At 38.3% G+C, this 24426-nt stretch carries 21 protein-coding genes and 1 pseudogene; 13 read left to right on the forward strand and 9 right to left on the reverse strand.

Going from position 1 to position 24426, the window contains the following annotated elements:
• Nucleotides 1-127 precede the first annotated feature (127 nt).
• Nucleotides 128-475, reverse strand: a pseudogene (locus IQ259_RS22830) (Uma2 family endonuclease); the annotation flags it as partial.
• A gap of 220 nt (nucleotides 476-695) precedes the next feature.
• On the opposite strand from IQ259_RS22830, the gene IQ259_RS22835 reads away from it, so the two are divergent.
• The 7 genes from IQ259_RS22835 to IQ259_RS22865 all read left to right on the forward strand — a co-directional run bounded on the left by IQ259_RS22835 (nucleotide 696) and on the right by IQ259_RS22865 (nucleotide 7528).
• Nucleotides 696-1073 (forward strand): hypothetical protein, encoded by a 378-nt coding sequence (locus IQ259_RS22835; protein WP_193888315.1) that lies wholly within the window; start codon nucleotides 696-698, stop codon nucleotides 1071-1073.
• Nucleotide 1074: 1 nt separating this feature from the next.
• Nucleotides 1075-2871 (forward strand): SUMF1/EgtB/PvdO family nonheme iron enzyme, encoded by a 1797-nt coding sequence (locus tag IQ259_RS22840; protein WP_193888316.1) that lies wholly within the window; start codon nucleotides 1075-1077, stop codon nucleotides 2869-2871.
• 190 nt (nucleotides 2872-3061) lie between these two features.
• The gene (locus IQ259_RS22845; RefSeq protein WP_193888317.1) at nucleotides 3062-3187 is read left to right on the forward strand and encodes an SUMF1/EgtB/PvdO family nonheme iron enzyme; all 126 of its coding nucleotides are present in this window, start codon (nucleotides 3062-3064) and stop codon (nucleotides 3185-3187) included.
• 26 nt (nucleotides 3188-3213) lie between these two features.
• Nucleotides 3214-3471, forward strand: coding sequence for a hypothetical protein (locus IQ259_RS22850; RefSeq protein WP_193888318.1), 258 nt, complete (start codon nucleotides 3214-3216; stop codon nucleotides 3469-3471).
• Between the two features lie 225 nt (nucleotides 3472-3696).
• Nucleotides 3697-4980, forward strand: coding sequence for an ATP-binding protein (locus IQ259_RS22855; RefSeq protein ID WP_193888319.1), 1284 nt, complete (start codon nucleotides 3697-3699; stop codon nucleotides 4978-4980).
• A 237-nt stretch (nucleotides 4981-5217) separates the two neighbouring features.
• Complete coding sequence (locus IQ259_RS22860) at nucleotides 5218-6930, forward strand: DUF1565 domain-containing protein (RefSeq protein ID WP_193888320.1); 1713 nt, start codon at nucleotides 5218-5220, stop codon at nucleotides 6928-6930.
• A gap of 124 nt (nucleotides 6931-7054) precedes the next feature.
• Nucleotides 7055-7528, forward strand: coding sequence for a hypothetical protein (locus tag IQ259_RS22865; RefSeq protein ID WP_193888321.1), 474 nt, complete (start codon nucleotides 7055-7057; stop codon nucleotides 7526-7528).
• A 262-nt stretch (nucleotides 7529-7790) separates the two neighbouring features.
• On the opposite strand, the gene IQ259_RS22870 is transcribed toward IQ259_RS22865, so the two are convergent.
• Nucleotides 7791-8183, reverse strand: coding sequence for a DUF5615 family PIN-like protein (locus tag IQ259_RS22870; RefSeq protein WP_193888322.1), 393 nt, complete (start codon nucleotides 8181-8183; stop codon nucleotides 7791-7793).
• Nucleotides 8180-8554 carry a DUF433 domain-containing protein gene (locus tag IQ259_RS22875; RefSeq protein WP_193888323.1) on the reverse strand — a complete coding sequence of 125 codons (375 nt, stop codon included), beginning with the start codon at nucleotides 8552-8554 and terminating at the stop codon, nucleotides 8180-8182. The genes IQ259_RS22870 and IQ259_RS22875 overlap by 4 nt, the downstream gene beginning before the upstream one ends.
• Before the next feature lie 208 nt (nucleotides 8555-8762).
• Between IQ259_RS22875 and IQ259_RS22880 the strand changes: the two genes are divergently transcribed.
• Both IQ259_RS22880 and IQ259_RS22885 read left to right on the forward strand, forming a co-directional pair.
• Nucleotides 8763-8996, forward strand: coding sequence for a hypothetical protein (locus tag IQ259_RS22880; RefSeq protein WP_193888324.1), 234 nt, complete (start codon nucleotides 8763-8765; stop codon nucleotides 8994-8996).
• Nucleotides 8993-9232 (forward strand): DUF6737 family protein, encoded by a 240-nt coding sequence (locus IQ259_RS22885; RefSeq protein ID WP_193888325.1) that lies wholly within the window; start codon nucleotides 8993-8995, stop codon nucleotides 9230-9232. The genes IQ259_RS22880 and IQ259_RS22885 overlap by 4 nt, the downstream gene beginning before the upstream one ends.
• Nucleotides 9233-9262: 30 nt before the next feature.
• Here IQ259_RS22885 and IQ259_RS22890 read toward each other — a convergent pair whose 3' ends face one another.
• On the reverse strand, nucleotides 9263-9808 hold the full coding sequence (locus IQ259_RS22890) for an adenylate kinase (RefSeq protein ID WP_193888326.1): 546 nt from the start codon (nucleotides 9806-9808) through the stop codon (nucleotides 9263-9265).
• A gap of 413 nt (nucleotides 9809-10221) precedes the next feature.
• Between IQ259_RS22890 and IQ259_RS22895 the strand changes: the two genes are divergently transcribed.
• The 4 genes from IQ259_RS22895 to IQ259_RS22910 all read left to right on the forward strand — a co-directional run bounded on the left by IQ259_RS22895 (nucleotide 10222) and on the right by IQ259_RS22910 (nucleotide 14078).
• Nucleotides 10222-11349 carry an ABC transporter ATP-binding protein gene (locus tag IQ259_RS22895; protein ID WP_193888327.1) on the forward strand — a complete coding sequence of 376 codons (1128 nt, stop codon included), beginning with the start codon at nucleotides 10222-10224 and terminating at the stop codon, nucleotides 11347-11349.
• A gap of 5 nt (nucleotides 11350-11354) precedes the next feature.
• Nucleotides 11355-12437 (forward strand): spermidine/putrescine ABC transporter substrate-binding protein, encoded by a 1083-nt coding sequence (locus IQ259_RS22900; protein WP_193888328.1) that lies wholly within the window; start codon nucleotides 11355-11357, stop codon nucleotides 12435-12437.
• 27 nt (nucleotides 12438-12464) lie between these two features.
• Entirely contained in the window at nucleotides 12465-13382 is a 918-nt protein-coding gene (locus IQ259_RS22905; protein ID WP_193888329.1) for an ABC transporter permease, read from the forward strand.
• Nucleotides 13383-13526: 144 nt separating this feature from the next.
• On the forward strand, nucleotides 13527-14078 hold the full coding sequence (locus tag IQ259_RS22910; protein WP_193888330.1) for a Uma2 family endonuclease: 552 nt from the start codon (nucleotides 13527-13529) through the stop codon (nucleotides 14076-14078).
• Between the two features lie 181 nt (nucleotides 14079-14259).
• Here IQ259_RS22910 and IQ259_RS22915 read toward each other — a convergent pair whose 3' ends face one another.
• The 5 genes from IQ259_RS22915 to IQ259_RS22935 form a co-directional block, all read right to left on the reverse strand.
• Entirely contained in the window at nucleotides 14260-17781 is a 3522-nt protein-coding gene (locus tag IQ259_RS22915) for a hybrid sensor histidine kinase/response regulator (RefSeq protein WP_193888331.1), read from the reverse strand.
• Between the two features lie 100 nt (nucleotides 17782-17881).
• A complete protein-coding gene (locus IQ259_RS22920) occupies nucleotides 17882-21202 on the reverse strand; it encodes a GAF domain-containing protein (protein ID WP_193888332.1) in 3321 nt (1106 codons plus the stop codon).
• A gap of 78 nt (nucleotides 21203-21280) precedes the next feature.
• Nucleotides 21281-21757, reverse strand: a complete 477-nt coding sequence (locus tag IQ259_RS22925; protein WP_370568074.1) for a chemotaxis protein CheW — start codon at nucleotides 21755-21757, stop codon at nucleotides 21281-21283.
• Nucleotides 21758-21854: 97 nt separating this feature from the next.
• A complete protein-coding gene (locus IQ259_RS22930; protein ID WP_193888333.1) occupies nucleotides 21855-22217 on the reverse strand; it encodes a response regulator transcription factor in 363 nt (120 codons plus the stop codon).
• Nucleotides 22218-22516: 299 nt separating this feature from the next.
• Complete coding sequence (locus IQ259_RS22935; RefSeq protein ID WP_193888334.1) at nucleotides 22517-23740, reverse strand: response regulator; 1224 nt, start codon at nucleotides 23738-23740, stop codon at nucleotides 22517-22519.
• Nucleotides 23741-24426 lie beyond the last annotated feature (686 nt).

The following is a 24426-nucleotide window of genomic DNA, read 5'->3' on the forward strand; positions in this document are numbered from 1 at the left end:
CAATTTATTGACGGTGGTGCAGACTTGTCGCCGTCAAGGTAAGTCTGTTGTTGATTTTTTTGCACAAGCTCTAATTGCTGACTCTAATAATTCTCAGTTTCGCCCTTCTTTACTTCCTCAATATTAGACCTGAATCCTTACCAAATTCTAAAACAATCAATGGTGCAATCAATTCTTGCCAAAACACATAAAAACGACGGAATTCACCATTGAGACTTGGAGGAACATTCGGAACATAAAACCAATCTGGTGCTTCTGCACCCTTTTCTGGTGGATCTGTTAGCCGCCAGTAGATACCAGAATCTTGACCAATGCAATAATAGCCATCAGAATGAATTTCTTGTAATCTTGGCAGAATAGAATCAGTTAATAGAATACTCTGGGGATGTTCTTGGAAATTTTTCACAAAAGTACCATCAGACTCTGGTAGTTGAGTGTGATCTGGTAAAGTTAGATTTTTGTCGGCGATGACCATCGTATTACCTCACCGAAATCATAAAGGCGCATAATATAGTTTAGCTAAATCTGCGTTCTAGCTCCCGCGAGTTTGTGCGAGATCCCCGACTTCTCAAAGAAGTCGGGGATCTGACCATTTCGAGCGATCGCATCACTGATAATCTAATGTTAAATCTCTCCGTGTTTCTGCGTGATACAAAAGATTTATGCAAGAATGCTAGATAAACACTGAGTATAGTATGTCAGATACACCACCAGACAGCTTATGGATTGTCACCGACGACGCAACCCAAATTACCCTTCCTGACGGTGCAAAAAGCGGAATGAGTAATACACGCAGTTGGGGAGACGAGGTAAAAGAACCTACTGGGACGAAAGGCGATGCGGTTCAAGTTAGCGCTCAAAAATTAGAGCAGAACATGACTCACTTCCTGCAAGTGTTAGGAAGGTTGTTTAGTCGCGCAGAACAGCAAGCAAATTCCAAAATGCAGCTAGAAGAAATTGAACTGTCGGTAGAAATTAGCAGTGAAGGGGAAGTGAAATTAATTGGTAGTGGTGTAAAAGCCAGCGGGAAAGGCGCGATAAAGCTGAGATTCAAGCGACAAGAACCCAAGTGAGATGGCAAAAAATTGGGCGATCGCAGTAGGCATTAACAAGTATGATTATTTGCAACCGCTAAATTATGCCAAGCGGGATGCAGAATTAATCCAGCAGTTTCTTAACACTGACGCGGGGTTTGAGAGGATATTTTTCTTCACCGATGACTCCCCTGAAATTAGCGGTAAATCAACTCGCCCCACTCGCACCAACTTACTGCGAATCTTGCGACAGTTATTTGACACCCCTTTTTTAGGTGCGGGGGATAACTTTTGGTTCTTTTTTAGTGGACATGGAATGCGTCATGATGGACGTGATTATCTCATGCCCATTGATAGCGACGCAGAAGATATTGAAAATACAGCCATTGCCATTAATTTTGTCACAGAACGGTTGCGGCGCTGTGGTGCAGATAATGTTGTGTTGATTCTTGATGCTTGTCGCAGCCTAGCACAAAAAGGTGGTGAAGGAATTGGGAGACAAACAGCCGAAGAAGCACGTCAACAAGGTGTTATTAGTATCTTTTCCTGTAGTCCCCAGGAATATTCTTATGAAATTGAAGCATTACAACAAGGTGCATTTACTACAGCATTATTAGAAGGGTTGGGAATTCAAGGAAAATGCGCCACTGTGGAGAGGTTGAACCAATATCTTAATCATCGTGTGCCGGAAATTGTGCGTCAGCATAAAAGTGGGAGGCAAACACCATATATAATTGCAGAACCTGTAAATAAATCGCACCTCATACTTGTACCGCGATATGCCACCCTGGCGGATATTGCGACATTGAAAATAGATGCTTTTAACGCCGAAGTTGCTCAAAATCTGGAACTAGCAGAACAATTATGGATTCGGGTTTTAGCGGCGGCTTTAGGGCAGGATACAGATGCAATTAAAGCCATTCAAAGAATTGAGCGTTTACGATGGGGACAACAGCAAACACCTTCTCCACCACCTAGTTCTAGTTCTGAAAACTCTACGAAGGGAGCATCTACAGGTGCAAAAAATTCTTTAAAAACCTTTCAATTTGAAACGGTGACGGTAGACGCAACAGGAAATATCACCAACCGCCGCAACCAGGAAGCGAAATATTTTGTTGAAGACTTAGGAAACGGTGTCACCTTGGAAATGGTGCAGATACCAGGCGGAACTTTTATGATGGGTTTACCAGAGGATGAAGGATATTCCTCTGAAAAACCACAGCATGAGGTAAAAGTTCCAGGCTTCTTCATGGGGAAATATGAAGTTACCCAGGCACAGTATCAAGCAATTATGGGGACAAATCCTTCCAATTTCAAAGGTGAAAAACTACCTGTAGAAAATGTAAGTTGGAATGACGCGGTAGAGTTTTGTCAAAAATTGAGTGACAGAACAGGACGTAAATATAGACTACCCAGTGAAGCAGAATGGGAATACGCTTGTCGTGCGGGAACAACCACACCATTTTATCTTGGTGAAACCATCACCCCAGAATTAGTTAACTACGACGGTAACTACCCCTACGGCGCTGCACCCAAAGGTGAATATCGAGAGCAAACAACAAATGTAGGAATATTTCCGCCAAACCCCTTTGGTTTATTTGATATGTGTGGTAATGTATGGGAATGGTGTCAAGATGACTATAATAGTAATTACCAAGGTGCGCCAACAGATGGAAGTGCGTTGCTAGTTGGTAAAAATAATAACATAAAGTTGCTGCGTGGCGGTTCGTGGTTCTACTTTGCCCAGAACTGTCGGTCTGCCTACCGGAACGACTACGCGCGCGAGGATCGGAGCAACAATGTGGGTTTTCGTGTGGTTGCGGTGGCTGTGGCGTGAGGATTCCTTGCCCTCTGCACTCTTACCCTTTTGCCCTTTACACTTCTTATTCTTTTCCCTTCTTCTCCGCCGTCAGGCGGTAAAAATTTTTTTTAAAATCTGGTGTCTAGATATCAAAACTATTATACACTACATTTAACTCAAATTTCTCACCTGTTGAGAATTTGAGCATGGGGCAGGTCAATTTTAGATGCTGCGTGGCGGTTCGTGGAACAACAATGCCCAGAACTGTCGGTCTGCCAACCGGAACAACAACACGCGCGAGAATCGGAACAACAATGTGGGTTTTCGTGTGGTTGCGGTGGCTGTGGCGTGAGTACTCCTCAAAGTCAGAGTCGGTAAATGGGAATTTATCGAGCGTACACCAAGGAGTCCAGACCTGAACCAGTGGGGAAGGCGACAACCTCCGAATATAAAACCGAGTCGGATAGCTTGGTAGGTTGCAAAACCGAAGACTTGTCCGACTCAATTCAACATTTTTCCCAAGTAAACAACAAATTAATGAGGTTGGCTTTCACTACATTCAACCCAACCTTACTCTGTGTGCAACTTTCTCTCAAACCTAACCCCCAAACCCTTCCCACGAGGGGAGAGGAGTAAGAATTAAAGCCTCTGTCCTGGCAGGCTACGGTGTACACACATCTCGGATGAGAAGCAAAAACTTTTGATACCGACAAGAGGACTTTTCAAACATCCTCTTACATATAAGTTAAAATTTACCTGACTTACGGTAATGAAGAGTGCTGAGTTGAAAGTGCTGTTAGCGGTAGGGGAGCGTTCAGCACTCAGTAGGTAAAAGGTGGCATGAATAAGAGGTGTGTCTAAGTGGAAATTTTTCCTAATTTTTTTCTATCAAATAACTTTATTCCTCATGGACATTGTTACCTTTGGCAAACAAATTTGGTTTGGCTACACATTTTATCAGATTCTCTAATTGCTTTTTCTTATTATTCAATTCCGCTAACGCTGGTATATTTTGTTCGCAAAAGAAAAGATATACCATTTAAAAATATTTTTATCTTATTCGGTGCTTTTATTATTTCTTGTGGCACAACTCATTTGATGGAAATATGGACACTTTGGCATCCTTATTATTGGCTATCTGGATCTATAAAAGCAATTACTGCGATTATTTCTTTTTACACTGCTTTGACATTAATACCGTTAGTTCCTCAAGCGCTTGCTTTGCCAAGTCCAGCGCAACTTGAAGAAGCAAATATAGCTTTACAAGCTGAAATTACAGAACGTAAATTAATAGAAAATGAGTTACGTCAATACAAAGAACGCTTAGAAGAATTGGTAGAACAACGAACTATCGAATTAGCAGCAGCAAATCAACAACTCCAGCAGGAGATTGTGCAACGTCAGAAATCTCAAGAAAGAATGGGTGAATTATTGCAAGAATTAAAAAATACTAATAAAGAATTGAATGATTTTGCTCACATAGTTTCCCACGATTTGAAAGCTCCATTAAGGGGAATTAGTTTATTATCAGAATGGCTATTGCAAGATTATGGAGATAAATTTGATGAAGATGGTAAAAATTTAGTTGATAGACTAATAACTAGAGTAAAAAAGCTACAAAACCTGATTGATGGAATTTTGGAATATTCAAGAGTTGGGCGAATTAGAGAAGATAAAAGAGAAGTTAATTTGAATAATTTAGTCAGAGATGTAATTGAAGTTCTTGAACATAAGAACAATATTGAAATTGAGATAAGTGATATCTTGCCTATTATTTATTGTGAAAAGACTAAAATTGAGCAAGTTTTTCAGAATTTGCTGAGTAATGCCATCAAATTTTTAGATAAACCACAAGGAAAGATTGTAATTGATTGTAAGGAAGAAGATGATTATTGGACAATTAGCATTGCTGATAATGGTATTGGAATTGAAGAACAATATTTTACTAAAATATTTCAGATTTTTCAAAAATTATCTAATACTGAAGATCCAGAAAGCAGCGGAATTGGTTTATCTATAGTTCAAAAAATTGTCGAGATATATGGTGGAAATGTTTGGGTAGAATCAAAAGTTAATGAGGGTAGTACATTCTTTTTCACACTCAAGAAAACGCTACAAATTCAACCAGCAGAAAAATTCATTTAGAGGTTGTTCAAAATTAGGTATTTTAAGACGCTACGCACCATGTCTGTATATCCGCGAGGGCTGGTATTAATTTAGACTTTTCAAACAGCCTCTTGGGTATTGCCTTGAGGCTAAATTATAGTTTTTCTGGAATTTCCACTCTGAATTTGGTAGTTAATGTTGCAAATCTTAGCGAATACTAGCCATTGTAAAAGTTAGCGCTAATAGTATGACTATGTATTTTTTAGTGGTATAAGTATGCCTCAAAATTTTTACGTAAATCCCTTAACCGGAAACAGTAACAACTCTGGTAGCCAACAAGCTCCATTTAAAACAATTACACAAGCTCTCCGGGTTGCTACACCTGACACTACCATTCAACTAGCAGATGGAAATTACAGTGTAGCTAGTGGAGAAGTCTTTCCCCTAATCATTGGGTCTGGTGTAAAAGTAATTGGTAACGAAGCTAACAAAGGTAGCAGCATTTTAATTGAAGGTAGTGGTAACTACCTTAGCCGTACTTTTGCTGGTCAAAACGTCACCTTTGTGATGCTAAATGGTGGTGAACTGCGGGGAGTGACTGTAACAAATCCAGCCACTCGTGGTAGTGGTGTCTGGGCAGAATCAACTACTCCAACCATTGCAAATTGCACCTTTAAAAATTGTAAGCGTGAAGGAGTTTTTGCTACAGGCGATGCCAATCCAGTAATTCAAGGTAATGTATTTACAGAGAATGCAGCCAATGGAATTGCGATCGCTAGAAATTCCCAAGGTCAAATTCAAGATAACACCTGCTTTAAAACAGGTTTTGGCATTGCCATTAGTGATACAGCATCACCAACACTCTTAAATAACAAATTTGCCGAAAACCGTTCTGGTATCGTAATTTCTGGTAGCGCCCGCCCCATACTCCGCAAAAATCTCAGTGAAAATAATACTGATGATGGCCTAACTGTAATTTCGACAGCCTTACCAGATATAGGCAATGCTTCCAGTCCAGGAGGCAATATATTCCGCAATAACAGTAAATTCGATTTGCAAAATGCGAGTTCCAATAGGCTTATTTCTGTAGGTAATCAGATAGACCCCAGCAGAGTCAGCGGTAATATCGAGTTTGCCAGTACTCCAATACCAACGCCAGTACCAAATCCAACACCAACACCCACGCCAGTACCGAATCCAACACCAACACCTACCCCTGTACCCACACCAGTACCAACGCCAGTACCAAATCCAACACCAACACCCACGCCAGTACCGAATCCAACACCAACACCTACCCCTGTACCCACACCAGTACCAACGCCAGTACCAAATCCAACACCAACACCCACGCCAGTACCGAATCCAACGCCAACACCTACCCCTATACCCACACCCAGTCCTATAGATTTAACAGATATTGGTAATCATTGGGCAGCGGCCTTTATTCGAGAATTAGTCAGACAACAGATAGTCAGCGGGTTTCCAGACCGTACCTTTAAACCCGACGCTACAATGACAAGGGCGCAGTATGCAGCATTAATCATTAAAGCCTTCAACCCAGCGTCAAAACGCAGTGCAATCCAATTTAAAGATATTCCAGCCAACTTCTGGGCATCGAAGGTCATTCAGCAAGCATATGAAGGTCAGTTACTCTCTGGCTTTCCTGATAATACATTCCGTCCCAACCAAAATATTCAGCGCGTGCAAGTTCTGGTTTCTCTAGTCAATGGACTAGGGTTAGGTACAACTGGTAATGTAGCCAACGCCATCAAGATATTCGATGACCAAGCAAAAATTCCTGACTATGCTAAAGATGAGGTGGCAAAAGCTATAGATAAGGGAATTATCGTCAATTACCCAAATCTTAAGCAACTCAACCCTACCCGCGATGCTACACGCGCCGAGGTTGCGGTGATGGTCTATCAAGCTTTGGTTGATGCTGGACGTGTAGCGGCGATAGATTTGCAATACATTGTGAATGGTTGATTTGTAAACTAGTAAGGGCGCACAGCACAGTATCGCTGGTTAATTGTTTTCATCAGCGATGCTGTGGCTTTAATTGTATATTCGGGAACTCTAGATAAAAGAAACATACGTGAGGATAATTCCTATGTCTAGAAGCCCTGTGAGTGCAACCCTGACTGCAACCGATAAAGAAGCGTTGTTGCAAGCCATCACCACCATTAAAGAAAAGCTCCCATTTTTAATTGATTTGAGTAACGAAGAGCGCAAAGCCTTACCCAAGATGGGAGATAAAAGCCGCGCCTTTGTAAGCAAAGCATTAGAGGTAGCGGCACAGAACCCGGAGTTTTTACCACGTTCTTTTGACCTAGAAGAAATGCGAAAGGATGTGCAATTATTTGAAGCCTTGTATCCTTTATTGCTGGCGTTGACCCAATTGCAAGAATTGGTCGATGATACTTCTTTAGCGGTGGGTAGTGAAGCTTATGCAGCCGCATTGCAAGTATATAACTATGCAAAAGCTAGTGGACAAACCGGAGGATTAGATGCAGTAGTAGAGGAAATGGGACAAAGATTCGCCCGTAAATCTCGGAAAGCCAAGCCTCAAGCAGCAGCGTTGTAGAAAATATCTCGACAGTTGCACTTCAGAAGTGCAACTTTGAAGCTCAAAACTCGGATGTTGGAGTAATTTGCTCGGCGTTCCGTGTTCTGAGCTTGATTTTTGGAGTGAAAAGCTTGACGTTTCGTGTTCGGAAGTGAAAGTTTCGAGTAAAAAGCTTGACGTTTCGTGTTCGGATGTTGAAGGGTGGAGTTAAGAAGGCGATGCCTACGGCGGGCTACGCCTACGCAGCAGTATTTTATCCAAAAAAGCTGATTACTAAGCTTTACGGAATGAAAACTCGACCGACTCCCATATAGTTTTCCAGATCGAATACAATCTCAATCAGGCGAGTGGCGCACTTTTGCCGATAGTTACTCTCATCAAATCGATCAGGGTTTCCGATTGTCAGAATTGGCAGAGAATCCGGTGTATTTTTCTCACGCATTGTCTGTTCTAGAGAATCGCCTCCCTTCATATTTCGATTCGCTGTAATCAAAATCATCTGGTTGGTTTGAGCAAATTGCCAAACAACTCGGTCGCTACTATCCATCGGCAAACCAACTTCCTGAAACGTAAAGAAGCGGATGGGTAACAAATCAAGCCATCCTTCAGCCGAGAGTGTTCCCCAGAATAAAACAGCATCGCCAGTTAAGTTGTAGTCAATCAGAAAGTTCATGACTGGGCTTCAATGCGTGCTTTCCAGGCTTGCAGTTTTGCACGCAGGGCTTCCTGACCAGGTTTAGAGGGCGTTGCTGCAATTTTTGCAAAGTGTTCTCGATTTCGTTCTTCCCAATATTGCCGAATTTCCTCTGCCGTTTGCAGACATTTTTGGTATTCTGCTTCAACTTCAATATGATGGGTTTCAATGTACGCTAAGGCTGAGTGAATCTGCTCATCAATAAGACCGAGCTTCTCACGAATTAGCTTTGGTGGATACTGAGCCTTCAGGTAATCCATCACGTCGTAAAGTGTGATGCGTGTGCCTGCGATCGTTAATCCACGTTCTGTACGAATTATTGCTGGTTCGTGGCTTGATGCTGCTGCCATAAGGATTTTTAATCAGAAGCTACTTTCATCATATTTTCAATATAGTCTCAAAGAAAAAAGTTTAACTAGATGCTTAAGGGAATTTATGATGAGAGCTGAAACTTCGCCTTTGGAACTCGAACTTCCGACTTCAGATGTCAAAGTGTCGAGCAAAAAACTCGGAATGTGAGTTAAAAGATATATAGCTTACTGGCATAAGGGTTAGACAATGAGTGAAACTCAAACCCAGTTACTTACGGATAGATGGATTCCTGTTTCTTGGCAAGAATACTTACAAATACTTGCCAACCCGCTCAACGATAAGGCTAAATCTCTACTGGATGACTTGGGTACAAAGCGATCGCTCTACGAAGACTTAAATGTATCAAAATATTGGATGGATGTGCATTTCTGCACCCCTACTAGTTTGTTGATTTTTCTGAATTACGAATTAACAGTATGACTGAACAAAAGCCTTTAAACCCTTGGGATTATAAACCTTGGTGGTGTCAGCCTTGGTCTATAGTTCTCACATCTGTAGCCTTGATTAGTGGTAGCTGGTTAATATTTAAAGCGATTTGGCTCACAATTCTTGTGTCCATTCCTGTACTAACTTGGATGGGCTTTTTTGTATTCGTTTGGCCACAACTGATGATTCGCAGTGGGATTTTGGAATCTTATCAAAGGGAAAATTCCTAAGAGGTTGTCTGTGGTTAGTAATTGGGAACATTAGGCTGATGCACCATCTTTAAACTTAGTTTCATTTGCAATTAATTCAAAAAATTGCGAAATCTGTTTAGTCGAGCGAATGTGATAAACATTTTTGGTGCTTTGAGCTTGCTTGATATACTCACGATATTTTGGAGTCAAATATTTGTGACATAACCAAAGCACACGGTAGCTAGTTAGAGAACTTCTCAATATTGGGCTGTCTTGAGGCCAGCCTTCTGGCGGTTGAAAGTAACCTGTGATGAATCTTTTAGTTACCCACCAGAAATGCACATATAGGGGTAAATCGACATAAACCAGAGTATCCGCCTCGTCTAGTCGTAGCCAGAGGGTTTCCATGCAGCCAAAGCCGTCAATAATCCATCTGTCAGTGGTTAAAATTTGCTGATGGGCGCGCTTATAGTCTTCATGTGGAACCTCAGCACCCCCTGGTTGAAATTGAATCTTGTCCAAGATGTGAAGTGGCAAACCAGTGATTTGGGATAATCTCTTGCTGAGAGTTGATTTACCGCCTCCAGTATTGCCAAACACCGCTACTTTTTTCATGTCACTCTCCTTTGAGTGCAATTATCTCACCTAGTAGACTAAATTGAATTATCAAACCCAGTAATCCAGTCTTGTGAATGCCTAATAAAGGTTTGTAAGCTAATCGTCATTTAAATTGCACCATTTTCATGGTAATCAAAGCTGCAAACCCTCTCCCTTGCTCCCTGCTCTCCTGCGGTCTCAATGTGCTTTCTTATATGCTTAACAGCTTACTAGATGAGCATCCAAAATAAGGTGCTTGGTATAGAATGCCTGAAACTTAAATTTGAGATTAAGCTTGTAACAATCACAAACGTATATTTCCGATCTAGGGTTTTTGGCGGATACAATAAACCAAAGTGTTATTTAAGTCTGCTTAATAGGCTATATTCACTGAAACAATGGGGTAAAATTACAGCATTCTACTGAGGATTATGGCTCAATCTGTCATGCAGAATCAGAGGGGGGTTACGTCTTTTCAGCCACTGGATGTGGAACTGCGTAACGTGTTTAAGTTTTTCAAGCAAGAACCAGCAGTACATGGAGTAGATTTGGATGTCCGCAAAGGGGAATTTTTTAGTATTTTAGGCCCCTCTGGTTGTGGCAAAACAACAACATTACGTTTAATTGCTGGATTTGAAACGGCGGATGCTGGCAAGGTATTAATTCAAGGTCAGTCTATGACTGATGTTCCGCCTTATCGCCGTCCGGTGAATACTGTATTTCAAAGTTATGCGCTGTTCAACCACCTGAATGTTTGGGATAACATTGCCTTTGGACTGCACTTAAAAAAATTCCGCAAATCAGAAATCGAAAGTCGAGTTACCGAAGCGTTAAAACTGGTAAAAATGGAAAGTTTGCGATCGCGCTTTCCCAGTCAACTTTCTGGTGGTCAACAACAACGGGTAGCATTAGCTAGGGCGTTGGTGAATCACCCCGCTGTGGTGCTGTTAGATGAACCTTTAGGCGCTTTAGATTTAAAGCTGCGTAAAGAAATGCAAGTAGAATTAGCAAATCTGCATAAAAGGCTAGGCTTAACCTTTATTTTAGTCACCCACGACCAAGAAGAAGCGTTGTCTTTAAGCGATCGCATTGCGGTGATGAATCAAGGCAAAATTGAGCAAATTGGTACTCCCAGCGAAATTTACGAACGTCCCCAAACATCTTTTGTGGCTGATTTTATTGGTGATACTAATTTATTTAGTGGTGAAATTGCTGCTGTAGAAGCTGATTGTATCCAAGTAGTCACAAAAACCGGACTCAAAATTGTAGTCACTCGCTATGAAGACACACCAATAGAATTATCACAATCAGTAGTGGTCAGTGTGCGTCCAGAAAAAATTCAACTATCACTATATCCGCCTAATTTACCAACTAACTCTTTTGAAGGAAGGTTAGTTAACGTCATGTATTTGGGAACTCACGTTACCTACGTTGTGGAATTGATAAATGGGATAAATATAAATGTTTTGCAACCTAATACCTTTGGTAGTTTACCAGACAGGGACACACCTATTTACGTTTTATGGGCAGAAAGTGATTGTTTGGCTATTAGTCAATAACTTAAATGACAAATAGAAGACACTTTTTACAAAATTTAGCAGTAATTTCTAGTTTATCTTTAACTGGCTGTGGTTGGAGACTAGCTAATGTCCGTGCTGCTACTAAATCTACTCGCACCGACAAATTGTATATTTACACTTGGACACAATATTCTGATAAAAAGTTACTTCAAACTTTTAGCACTCAAACAGGTTTACAAGTGCTTGTAGATCCTTATGATTCTAATGAAGTGATGTTAGCAAAACTATTAGCTGGAGGTGGTAGTGCTTACAGTGTGATTTACCCCTCTGACTATATGGTACAGAAGATGGTAGAGAAAAATTTATTAACAGAATTAAATCACGATCGCCTAATTGGTTTAGATAATCTATTTCCCCAATTTAAAAATCCTAGTTATGACCCAAATAACTGTTATAGTTTACCATTCAACTGGGGAACTACAGGGTTAATTTATAATTCTGAAATTCTTAAAAAAATACCAGAAGATTGGGATTATTTATGGCAAAATCGGGAAATACTCAATAAACGGATCACATTACTCAATGATGTGCGAGAAGTAATGGGTGCGGTATTGCGAATGTTGGGTTATTCGTATAATTCAAAAGACGAAGATGAACTTAAACAAGCATATAACAAATTACAAGAACTAAAACCAGCGATCGCCTCTTTTGATACTGATGCTTGGCAAAACCAAATTCTGGCTGGAGATTTAGTATTATCTATGTGTTACTCCGCAGATGCTATCCGAGTTATCAAAGAAAATCCCAAATTCAAATATGTGATTCCTCGTAGTGGTTCTTCCCTATGGACTGATACAATTGTAGTCCCTAAAAGCGCACCAAATTCAGATGGTGCTTATGCTTGGATTAACTTTATTTTGCAACCAGATATAGCAGCAATAATCAGCCAAAGGCTAAATATTTCTACTCCCAACAATGCAGGATTTGAACAATTACCGAATAAACTCAAAGATAATAAAAATTTATTCCCTGAAGCAGCACTTTTAGAAAAATGCGAACGTATTACTCCCCTAGGCGACTTTGAAGAAGTTTATGAGCGCTATTGGACTCAATTAACTAGCAGTTAAATTAAAATTCATATTAATCTTAGGCTTGTGTCTACAAAAAATATTTCTTCTCAAATAAATCCTTCCGGCGATATTACTAACTTTGAAAAATTAAATCGCCCTGCATTTAACTTTCTGCAACCTCTAGTGTTACTAGCCCCAGCAGGCATTTGGTTAATCCTATTACTCGTACTACCGACACTCATAATTTTTCAGTTAAGTTTAGTTCCTAATATTAGACCAGGGGATGTAGTTAATCCCAGTGGCTTAGATAATTATCTTCGCATATTTGATCCACTTTACTTGCAAGTAATTTTGCGATCGCTGTGGTTAGCAGTGGGTACAACAGCAATTTGTTTAATATTGGGTTTCCCTGTGGCTTATTGGTTAGCACAAATCGCCCCAAAACAATGGCGAAATTTACTGTTATTAGCCTTTGTTTTACCTTTATGGACTTCTTCTTTACTTCGTTCCTATGCTTGGATTACTATTTTACGCCCCACTGGTTTATTAAATAGTATTCTGAGTAATTTAGGCTTACCAACTTTAGAATTACTTAACCGCATTCCTGCTGTATTAATTGGTATGAGTTACAGCTTATTACCTTATATGGTGTTAATTTTATATGCGTCTCTAGAAAAACTAGACAAGCGCTTACTAGAAGCCGCCGCAGATTTGGGTGCAAATCCTGTACAGACTTTTTGGAAAGTCACAGTACCCCAAGTTCTCCCAGGAATTACCGCTGGTTCAATGCTAGTTTTTATTACCGGATTGGGAGATTTTATTGATCCAGAACTCTTGGGTGGTGCTTCGAGTATGACGGCGGCGCGGTTAGTTTACAACCAGTTTCTTGGTGTTACCCAAAATTGGGGGTTTGGTTCAGCATTGAGTATGACATTAATTTTAGCTGTGAGTGTAGCGATCGCCTTCTTGATTAAATTTGGCGAGCCAACACCAAACCGATAAACTAAGTAGAACGGCGTAAATATTTGTAGTTGGGATAAAGCAGAAAGCAGGAGGCGGGAAGGTTTTAGCCTAGTTTATCTTTCTTAGCATAGTTGTGTTTATTTTTCTAAACTAAGGACATATCAAATCAGGATTTACAGAGCTATGACTATCACTACAACTCAAGCTCTAACCCTAGAAGAGTTTCTCAAACTTCCAGAAACTAAGCCAAGCTTAGAATACATTAATGGGGAAATTATTCCTAAATCAATGCCAAAAGGAAGACATAGCCGTTTACAAGGAAAACTGTGTGACGCAATCAATCAAATTGCTGAGGAGCCAAAAATTGCATACGCATTTCCAGAATTACGATGTAGTTTTGGGGAGCACTCAATCATACCGGATGTAGCAGTATTTGAGTGGAAAAGAATACCATTAACTGTTGATGGACAAGTACCAGATAACTTTGAACTACCGCCAGATTGGACGATTGAGATTCTTTCACCAGAACAAAAACCGAATAAAGTAATTGGTAATATTCTGTACTGTTTGAAATTTGGTAGTCGTTTGGGATGGTTTATTGACCCTGATGACCTCAGTATTTTAGTCTTTTTACCAGAGCAACAACCAGAGTTGTTCCAGGATAAAGGTATTTTACCAGAAATTGACCTTGCACTAACTGTTAATCAAGTTTTTAGTTGGTTAAAGATGGAATAATCTTACAGAATAGGTGATTTCCAAATAAAACAATATTCCAAAACTAACTAAATGTTTTTGTTTTTCTTCTCTCTGTCTTCTCTGCGCCTCGCCATTTGCTTCTCCTAATCGGAGACGCTGCGCGTAGAGGTACAAATCGGTAACCTCGCCCAACGCACTAGCTCCTCTGTGGTTAATTTATTCAATTATTTAAACCGTCTTTAGTATTAACTAAAGACGCAACAGTAAAAAGAAATTCATGCTCTAGATAAGGCTTAGTCAAATAAGCCTTAGCACCAAGTTCTTGAGCAAGTTGACGATGTTTTTCAGCACTACGAGAAGATAAAATCACTACAGGAATTTTTGCAAGGTTAGGGATTTGCTGGAGACTAGTTAATAATTCAAATCCATTCATTCGCGGCATTTCTAAATCTGAAATAATAGCTTGAATATCTGGATATTTTTGTAGCTGCTCTAGAGCCTCTACACCATTTTGTGCTTGAATTACTTGATAACCACCTCTTTGCAGCGTTAGAGAGAGAGTTTGCCTCAAACTAATAGCATCATCTACTACCAAAACCACTTTTGGTGATTGGTAATTAGTTTCTATATGCTGAATTAATGGCATTTCTATAGTATCTATAAGAGTAGACACAGCAAAATTATCTACAATTGGTAAGGCTGGTTCACTCGCCGAAACTGTGGTTAGTGCTGCAATCTCAGGTGTTGTTTGTATACTAATAGAATCTAACAGTAGAGCGCCATCGATGACTAAAATTAGATTGCCATTAGCAGAACTACTACAACCATAAACATATTTTGGCGGCGTGATCGCATTTCCCAAAGGTCTAATTACTAGTTCTTGTTCACCAATTATTTGGTCAACTTCTAAACCGAAAACACTCTGATTACGCTTGATTATCAACACAGGATTATTTATCAAGCTTGTGTCAATAGTAGTTTGTTTATTGTTGAGGCTATTACTACTAAAGGATGAACAGTTATAAAACATCAACTCCGAAAGTTGATATAAATTAACTAAAGCCTCATCCTGGTCTGTATTCCAGTGTAAAATCTTTTTACCTTCAAACTCCTTAATTTGTTGCGGGGAAGGAATCAATACTTTTTCAATACTATCTAAAAGTAGCGCATAAACAACGCCTCCCGCTTGAACTAGCATTAATTGATCAGTAGTCATAGAAAAAGGTATTTTGAGTATAAATGTAGTCCCTTGTTGCGGCAAAGTTTGCACTGAAATTGAGCCATTGAGCGCTTGCATCTGAGAGCGCACAATATCCAAACCTATACCGCGGCCTGAAATATTACTTACCCGATCAGCGGTTGACAATCCAGGCGTAAACATCAAATCTAATAATGCTGATTCATTCTCATTAGCTGAAACAAGATTCATCTCCATCGCTTTTTTGCGAATACTATCGAGATTTAATCCTTGTCCATCATCTTGAACTTCAATAATAGTTTGACTACTTTGATGATAGGCACGAATTGCAATTAAGCCTTGTTCTGATTTACCGCATTCTCGACGCACTTGTGGAGGTTCAATACCGTGATCAAAGGCATTACGTACTAAATGTAATAATGGTTCATAAAGTTTTTCAGCGATCGCTTTATCAACTAGCACTTCTGTACCAGTCAGTTGTAAAGTTACATTTTTGTCGTAAATATTGCCTAACTGTTTCACCATTTGAGGAAATCGATTTAAAATATCACCTAAAGGCAACATCCTTGCTTCTACCAATTTATCTATAATAGTAAAAACTAAATTTTGCTTTTTATCAGCAATTTGAGTAGCTTGTTTGATAATTAAATCCAGAGATTCTGTCGTTTCTTGTAGTTGCAGAGTTTCTTCTATTGCTTCATGCAGCGACAAATTAAATTCTGTATATACATCCATTTCTAAAGAATCAAATTTCACAGTTGCAAAATTTTGTGTAGACTGAGAATCAATATTTTGAAAATGGCGTGGTAAATCTTTTAACTGGTTTAAAACTAATTGATGTCTATTAAGTTGCTGAAATAATTGCTCAATTATTTCTTGAATCTGTTCATCCTGGAGAGTACGTTTTTTTTGATGTATCAGCAATTCTCCTGCTAAATAATTAAGGCTTTGCAAGCCTTCGACTTCAACACGTACAAATGAAGATTGACGTAAATTTTTACTTTTTAGAAATTGGTTTTTTTCTCCCAATTTTCCGTTAATATTACTAATTACTTCTGGAATTAAATCTAAAGTTGATTGTTCTTGAAAAGACAATGGATCAACATCATCTATTTTAATTTCTTGTTCATTTTGGTTAGATGTAGCTTCTGCTTCACCTCCCCATATTGATTCTAAGAGATTATCTGGTTCAGAAAAAATCGGTTTTGATATTTCTCTAAAAACTAAAAGATTTTGTAAATTTGGATGATCTAACCAATTTTTTTCTTGGTTATTTATGGGTGGATAATTTTTATATTCTTTGGCTAATATCAGAATTTGCTTTTGCAATTTTTGGGTTAAAAGAATATAGTTGGCACTTTTGTCATTACCATATTCAAATTTAGCAACTGCCAGAAGAACAATTAAAATAATTCCGTGGCGATAAACACAAAGACTATAACTATTTTCTTGATTTTGGACAAAAGTTAAGAATTCTTTTAGCCAAGTTTCAATATAATTTATTTGGATTTCTGGATCTAATTTAGGAATTAATAAAGATAAATTAAGCTCTTGTTTAGGTATTGCTCTCTGATGATGAAACCAACCGAAAATATATTGAATTAATTTGAGGTATAATTTAGCGTTTATAGGATTAATATGCTCATGATTATTGTTTCCTGATATCGTTAAAAATTGGTAGAATTTCTCTGCATTTTGTAGTAGATGACAAGCAGCTAAATTGTGATCAACTTCTTGAGATAGCTGCTCTTCTGTGACTACTTGTGTAAGTTTTTGCAAAGCTGGAGAAATTATAGCTACACCAGTGCGATCGCCTGATAAAACTGCTGTTTGAACTGCTTGTAAATCTTGCAATGCAATTTCTGCAATCTGCTTTACTTGAGAGGGGTTAACTTGCAGTGCAGACATAATCGTTTTAGCAATTTCTCCCAATCCAGGCAAATCTAAAGATTCTGCAAGACCAAGAAATACCTCAGCTTGGGAATTTAAAAAATCTCTAAATTCAGCATCATCTGGAGGATTATTAATAGTTGTGGCAATGCTTTCTAGACGTTGTTGAACTCCTAATTCAAATATAGAATTAACAACATCAAATCCCAGTTCTTGGGAAGTAGGAATATAACTATCAGCACCAAAAGCATTACCAAGTTTTTCTTGTAAATGTTCAAAAATAGTAGTTGCCCGTTGAATAATTTCTTCAACATTAACGGTACTGCTTGTTAATTCTGCTGTTAATGCTAGACGAAGACACTCATAAGCTTTGAGTAAGAGTGTTAGTAAATCAGCCTCGATAACTATATCTGGATTATACAAAGCTTTAAATACATCTTCTAGAGAATGGGCAATCATCTGAATTGCTTCTAACCCAACATTAGCAGCACCACCTTTGAGTGTATGAGTTGCTCGCATTAAATTATGAATTTTAGCAGTTCTGTTGCCTTCTGCAAAGTTCAAAAGTTCTTGCTCAATTGTTTGTAACAATTCTGGTGCTTCTGCTAGAAAATAGATATAACCCTGTTCACGAATTTCAGCATCTGTAATCATAATTGAGGAAGGGAGAATGTTGAGTTGTAATTAGGGAGTAGAGTAGGGAATGGTAAATTATAAAGACTCCATATTTCCTATTCCCTACTCTTTTTTTGATTTAATTAACCTTGAACTTACTCGCAGTTGCTAAAAGTTCTTGTGCCATCCCTAATAAATCTTGGAAAATAGCAGCAATTTCTTGAGATTCAGCAAAGGTTTGGTTAGCAATTTCTGCTACATCTTGCATTGATGTAGTGACAGTCTCAGATTGACCCATTTGTGTTTGTGTAGCTGCGGTAATCTGTTGAATTAATTGGCTAATTTCAGCAGTTGCAGAAACAATTGCGTTCAAATTTTTGCGGGTTTCGCTAACTAAATTTGTGCCTTCTACGACTTGCTGAATACCTGTTTCCATCGCCACTGCAACTTCTCCAGTTTCTGCTTGAATCTCCTGAACCAATTTCTCAATTTCGATTGTTGCTGCTGCTGATTGACGAGATAAAGAACGTACTTCATCAGCGACAACTGCAAAGCCCTTGCCATACTCACCTGCACGAGTAGCTTCAATGGCTGCATTCAGCGCTAAAACGTTGGTTTGGGTGGCAAAATTGCTAATCAAATTCACCACTTTCGAGATTTTTTGTGAAGATTCACTTAGGCGTTTAATTTTTTTACTGGTTTGGGCAACGGTTTCTCGAATTGCTTCAATGGCTTTTACAGTCAGGTTCATGGCTGTATCACCAGACTCTACAGTTTGATTGGCTTTTTGTACCGCTACTTGTACCAATTCAGCGTCAATCACCACAGCTTGCGTGGAAACCACCATTTGTTGAATATCACCCAAAGCAGAAGTAATTTCTTCAGACTGTTGTTGTGCTAAATTGTTCAATCCAGCAAGGGAAGCATTACTACTGGCAGAAGTTTGCGCCACTTGTTGAGCAGCGGCTTGTACTTGAATGACAATTTGCCGTAGTGCTTGCAGAGTATTATTATAAGCATCGGCGATTGTGCCTAGTTCGTCTTCAGTAATAGGTGCGCGTACCGTCAAGTCGCCATCTAAAGCCGGCCGGAGTGCCATTAACAGTTGAATTGATCTTTGTTGCAGTAATTCCTTGGCAGCCTTTTCTCGTGCAGCGGCTTCTGCTAGTTGTGCTGACTGCGCCTGTAGTTGTTGCAGATATTCAGTTTGTTGTAATGCTAATCCTAACTGGTCGCCGATACGTGCTAACAAACTAACTTGTGATTCTTCCCACTCACGAGAGGCAGAATTTTGATAAGCTGCCAATAAACCCCACAATTTTTCACCAAAGAAGATAGGCACAATTACATAAGCTTTGACTTCAAATTGCTCTAAAATTTCGATGTGGCATTGAGCATGACCTACTTGATAAATGTTATTAGCTACAAAGCTCTCACCTCTGGCGTATCGTCCCCCTTGAGTTTCTTGTAAGTGAGTATCTTCCCAGACTGTTTTGATATCCAGTCCTACAAGTTTGACCCAATTATGACCAACTGACTCAGCAATAAATTCACCACCCCAGTCAGGATTGAAGCGGAAGATTGCGATGCGATCGCATCGCAATAACTGTCGCACTTCTTGAGTAGTAATTTTGAAAATTTCTTCGACATCTAAAGATTGTCTAATACGGTTAACTATCTTAGTGAAGGCTTTTTCTTGTTCAGCTATCTGAGTTAATTTTTCAGATTTGACTCGTACTTGTTCTAGATAGTCTATCTGTGATTTAGCTATGCTAAATTGCAATGCTATCTGATTTAAAAAGCTGACTTCCCAAGATTGCCATTCACGGTTTCTAGAGTTTTGATATGCTGCAAGTAAGCCCCATAGATTTTCACTAAAAAAGATTGGGACAATAATATAAGCTTTGGCTTCAAATTGTTCTAAAATTTCGATGTGGCAGGGAGCTAGACCGATTTTATAGATATCATTAACTACAAAATTTTCACCTCTGGCATATCTACCTCCTTGAGTTTCTTGCAGGTAAGTATCATCCAAGACTGTGTTGATATTTTGTCCTACAAGTTTTACCCAATTACTACCTACTGATTCAGCAACAAACTCACCACCCCAGTCAGAATTAAAACGATAAACAGCAACGCGATCACATCTTAATGATTGTCTGACTTCCTGGGTGGTTGTTTTAAAAACACTTTCTACATCTTGGGATTGGCGGATGCGGTTGAATATCTTAGTTAACGCTTTTTCTTGTTCGGCAATCTGCACTAATTGTTGCGATTGCACTTGCATTTGTTCCAGATATTCTGCATGAGAAATCGCTACACCAAATTGCAAGCCTATTTGCTCTAAAAAGTTAACTTCCCAATCTTGCCAATCGCGGGTTCCAGAATTTTGATAAGCTGCCAATAAACCCCATAATTTTTCCCCAGCAAAAACAGGAACTATCACATAAGCTTTAACTTCAAACTGTTCCAAAACTTCAATATGGCACTGGTAATGGCCTGCTTGATAAATGTCATTGACAACAAAGCTTTCATGATGGCGATAACGTCCACCTTGGGTTTCTTGTAAATGGGTATCTTCCCAAACTGTCTTAATACCTGGAGCAACTAATTTTACCCAACCATGACCAACTGATTCTGCAACAAATTCGCCACCCCAATCGGGATTAAAACGATATACACCTACGCGATCGCATCGTAATAATTGCCGGATTTCTTGAGTAGTTGTTTGAAAAATCTTGTCAATATCTGATACGCGAATAATCTTCTCAATGACTTTAGCTACTGCTTTTTTAGCTTGGGTTCTGAGTTGTAATTCTCGATGAAATTCAAAGCTTTGTAATTTGTAGGCTAATTCTGTGGTAACTTGAGATACGAATGTGATTTCTGCTTCCTGCCATTGCCTAGTGCATGAGCAAGTATTAACTGCGAGTAATCCCCACACTTTACCTTCAACTACAATCGGCAGACTTAAACTAGCTCTAATCTGATATTTGTCAAATAATTGTTTTTGATAAGGTGTAACTTGAATCTGATCAATATCGTCAATAGCCACAGATTCTAAATAATCTTGATGATTATATAAACCAAACAGCATTCCCGGTAGATTTTCACCAAGCACAGGTGTCCAACCTAAGGTTCTTGACTCTGCTAAAACAGTACCAGAATCTATAGAAGTAAACTGATAAATTAATGCGCGATCGCAAGTAATTTTTTCCCTAATTTGTGCCACAGTTACTTTGAGTAGCGTATCTATATCTATAGATTGACGCATCACAGTTATGATAGTTTGTAACTGCTGTCGCCATGTCTTAAATTCTTGAGCAATTGTATTTATTGTAGATACTTCATTGCTGGAAATAGTTGTTATTGTACTACTGGCATCTGTGTTTTTTAAAACTTTTACATCAGTTAGTACTTGTTCATTTTCTTCTTTACCATTGTGATATGTAATTGTCATTTCAAAACTCCTCAATTTTATAATTAAATAATTTGTGAATTACAGTCTTTATTTGCGGCAAATATTAAAACATTTAATTCAAGTATAGTTGGCCCATGTAGGAGACTTAACAATAGCGGCTGCATCTAGACTAAATATCATTTCCTCAGCAGCGTTTATAAAATATCCTTGTAAGAAAGGGGAAATCTTGGGGGAGAAAAAATCAGCAGATGGAAACTTCATTTGATGAGGATCTAACCACTCAATATCCATAAGATGTCGTATCAAAAATCCTAGATATTTCCCCTCAATTTCTACAATTATAGCCATCATTTTAGAAAGAATATTTACTCCTTCTAAAAGAGATGGATAACCTAGCATATCCTCTAAATCAACTAACCAAAGCATCTCACCGCGCCAATTGTATATACCAAAAACACTATTAGGCATCTGAGGTACATTGCATATGTCTGCCAATGACACTTGCAATACTTCTGTTGTGTGTTGTAATGAAATCACTGCCTTATCTTTGGTTCCTAAATTAAAGCTTAAAAATTTTTCCTGGGTTTTCAACATTATTAATCCTTCATGTATTGATCAGATTTTTCTTTAGATTTTCAAATTATTAGCTATATTAATTCACTAAAAATTTGAAATACATATTTAAGCAATTTTAATGAAGTAACCGCTTCAGCGTATTTACTAATTCTTCCTTATCAATTGGCTTAGAGAGATAAGCTTCTGCTCCTAGCATATTTCCCCACATTTTATCCACATCACTATTTTTAGTTGAACAAAAAACCACAGGTATTTTACTAGTTTCTGGATTAGTTTTTAGTTCACGACAAATTTCAAATCCACTTTTTCCAGGTAAAATTACATCTAGAAATATTACATCTGGCTTATTGCCATATATCTTACTTTGTGCTTCTTCACTACTTGTTGCACTCATCACAGAATAACCAGCCTGTTGCAAGTAACGGCTGAGTATTTCCATATCAGTTAAACCATCTTCAACAACTAAAACAGTATTCATAAAATCACCTAAGAAACTTGTTTACAAATAGAAATTAAAACTATAAACATCAATTTGTAGATGAAAGTGAGGTTCTTGTTAGCTTCAATTTTGATTTATTATCTTATTAATTGTTAGAGAGAAAATACTGATTTTAGCAATTTACCTGCTCAAGGATTTAAATAAAAAATCTATTACTTTTTCTGAACTTTTGAGAAAGTAATAGATTTTTAATAATTGCAAGTTATTGAGAAAAAATACTATGCTGTGCTTTAAATAGAAACTAAAAATTTTCCAGTAATCAAAATCTATGTTGTTAACTAATGTCTTAAAGATACCTCTAAACTCGATGTACTCTTAATTTTTGATGATGTTACTTTCGATGATGTCTGTACTGATAAATATTTACGTACTACACTCATTACTCTATCCGCCACTACGGGTTTAGTCAGAAAATCGGTAGAACCAACAACTTTAGCCCGTACTCGATCCAACAGACCATCATTGCCAGTTAATATGATCACTGGTGTGTTAGCAAAAGCAGATACTCGTCGCAACTGAGTACATATTTCGTAACCACTAGCGACGGGCATAATCAAATCTAAAAAAATCAAATCTGGTTTATTCTGAATTAGGGTTGGTAGTGCTTGTACTGGGTCTTGAATTTTGATAAATCTTAGGCCGTTAGCAGTAACAATATCTTCTAGCATTTTACAGACTTGGGGGCTATCATCCACACAAGCTACCAATGGAACTTTTGATTTTTTTGGTTGTCTAGAGATGGGGTGATGATTGGTTTCAGTAACCAACAAAGGTAAGTCAGGTACTTCTATTAATTCAATGATGCCTTTGAGAATATAGGGAAGTAACGAACGAGTCACAGGCAAAACATTCTGCTTCATTTTTGCGGCTAAATCCCGCAGTGTCTGTTTACCATTGATTAAACTGACAAAGTTGTTGTAGACAGATGGACTTACCTGCTGTTGCAGCTGTTCTGGCCTCCGCAGAGTTGGTGCTAAGTCAGGAGAAAAGTTTGTTAAACCAGCGTCCAACCACATCTTCCAAGAGTCTTGCATCTGTTTTACAGATAAATCTGCACTCGTGAAACTCATTGGTGTTTCTAAAATTATATCTTGGTTGTGATCGCAACTGACAGAGACAAAATCTGTGTGCTGGGCTAGATCAAACAATAATTCAGTAATTGTACTTTCTACAATAGATTGAATTTCTTCTCTTTGGATTTTTTGCCTTTTATATAAAATTTCTAACAGGCGATAATCCCAATAACGAATTGCTATATCTTCCTGGCGGAACTGCATTTTATCCACATCGATTTGTGGACAATGTTGCGCCATATTTCTACGCCAGCGGCGGAAAGGATGAGTACCTCCTGTTGCCCAAACTATCCGCCCTAGCCGATAATAAAAAGTCCATATTTGTTGTTTAGGACTTTTAATATTTAACTGCCCATTATATTGCAGTTGAGTACAAGTTTTAAATTCGCTAATTATGTTATTTGATACCATTGGTTCCGGGTGTGCCATACTTTATTTCTATCATTTACCAGTCAGCCGCTTAACAACCCGTATTAGCTATATAGTAGTTGGCAATAATCTGAATTTTTGCTTTTTTGCAAAAAAAACTTTTATATTTGCCTATTTATGTATCTTGCTACATAACTTTTTTTAAACAAAATGAAGCAAAGTCATAGAAGTAGTAAAGAAAAAACGTATCAATATAAAAGCTACATAATAATACAGCTTTTTTCACAATTTCTATACTCTATGCTAACTGCTTATCCACAAGTAGGATTGATGTATTGCAAGTCTAAATTGATTTAATACTATTATCTTAAGCAATATTTAATCTAAAGAATAACCGTGTAAATTCGGATTTTCAATTGTTAAGTAATATGTAGATATTAAATAACTATCAAAAGTGTTGAATGTTAAGATTTTGAGGATATTGCTCAAGATGTGAATTGGTGTTGGTGATACCAAATTCGAGTGTTTAATGACTTTATTCTCAATAGGACAAGAAATTTACCTGGGTAAAACACAAAGATTGTAAAGTTGTGTTGCGAGATTCAACATTTTTGAATAAGGGACTTCCAGAGAATAAGATATACAAGCCATAAAAATGATAATCATTCTGAAGGGGGAAAGAGCAGTTGCCGTCGGCAACTGCTCTTTCCTCCCAAATATATGCAAGATAAATGTCTGCACTCAAC

The sequence above is a fragment of the Fortiea sp. LEGE XX443 genome (genome assembly GCF_015206815.1).
Taxonomy (GTDB): domain Bacteria; phylum Cyanobacteriota; class Cyanobacteriia; order Cyanobacteriales; family Nostocaceae; genus Nostoc_B.

Bases quoted from the DNA above. Each gene is read 5' to 3' on its own strand.
- IQ259_RS22835 (WP_193888315.1), top strand. From the start codon at position 696: ATGTCAGATACACCACCAGACAGCTTATGGATTGTCACCGACGACGCA.
- IQ259_RS22840 (WP_193888316.1), top strand. From the start codon at position 1,075: ATGGCAAAAAATTGGGCGATCGCAGTAGGCATTAACAAGTATGATTAT.
- IQ259_RS22845 (WP_193888317.1), top strand. From the start codon at position 3,062: ATGCTGCGTGGCGGTTCGTGGAACAACAATGCCCAGAACTGTCGGTCT.
- IQ259_RS22850 (WP_193888318.1), top strand. From the start codon at position 3,214: ATGGGAATTTATCGAGCGTACACCAAGGAGTCCAGACCTGAACCAGTG.
- IQ259_RS22860 (WP_193888320.1), top strand. From the start codon at position 5,218: ATGCCTCAAAATTTTTACGTAAATCCCTTAACCGGAAACAGTAACAAC.
- IQ259_RS22865 (WP_193888321.1), top strand. From the start codon at position 7,055: ATGTCTAGAAGCCCTGTGAGTGCAACCCTGACTGCAACCGATAAAGAA.
- IQ259_RS22870 (WP_193888322.1), bottom strand. From the start codon at position 8,183: ATGAACTTTCTGATTGACTACAACTTAACTGGCGATGCTGTTTTATTC.
- IQ259_RS22875 (WP_193888323.1), bottom strand. From the start codon at position 8,554: ATGGCAGCAGCATCAAGCCACGAACCAGCAATAATTCGTACAGAACGT.
- IQ259_RS22880 (WP_193888324.1), top strand. From the start codon at position 8,763: ATGAGTGAAACTCAAACCCAGTTACTTACGGATAGATGGATTCCTGTT.
- IQ259_RS22885 (WP_193888325.1), top strand. From the start codon at position 8,993: ATGACTGAACAAAAGCCTTTAAACCCTTGGGATTATAAACCTTGGTGG.
- IQ259_RS22890 (WP_193888326.1), bottom strand. From the start codon at position 9,808: ATGAAAAAAGTAGCGGTGTTTGGCAATACTGGAGGCGGTAAATCAACT.
- IQ259_RS22895 (WP_193888327.1), top strand. From the start codon at position 10,222: ATGGCTCAATCTGTCATGCAGAATCAGAGGGGGGTTACGTCTTTTCAG.
- IQ259_RS22900 (WP_193888328.1), top strand. From the start codon at position 11,355: ATGACAAATAGAAGACACTTTTTACAAAATTTAGCAGTAATTTCTAGT.
- IQ259_RS22910 (WP_193888330.1), top strand. From the start codon at position 13,527: ATGACTATCACTACAACTCAAGCTCTAACCCTAGAAGAGTTTCTCAAA.
- IQ259_RS22915 (WP_193888331.1), bottom strand. From the start codon at position 17,781: ATGATTACAGATGCTGAAATTCGTGAACAGGGTTATATCTATTTTCTA.
- IQ259_RS22920 (WP_193888332.1), bottom strand. From the start codon at position 21,202: ATGACAATTACATATCACAATGGTAAAGAAGAAAATGAACAAGTACTA.
- IQ259_RS22925 (WP_370568074.1), bottom strand. From the start codon at position 21,757: ATGTTGAAAACCCAGGAAAAATTTTTAAGCTTTAATTTAGGAACCAAA.
- IQ259_RS22930 (WP_193888333.1), bottom strand. From the start codon at position 22,217: ATGAATACTGTTTTAGTTGTTGAAGATGGTTTAACTGATATGGAAATA.
- IQ259_RS22935 (WP_193888334.1), bottom strand. From the start codon at position 23,740: ATGGCACACCCGGAACCAATGGTATCAAATAACATAATTAGCGAATTT.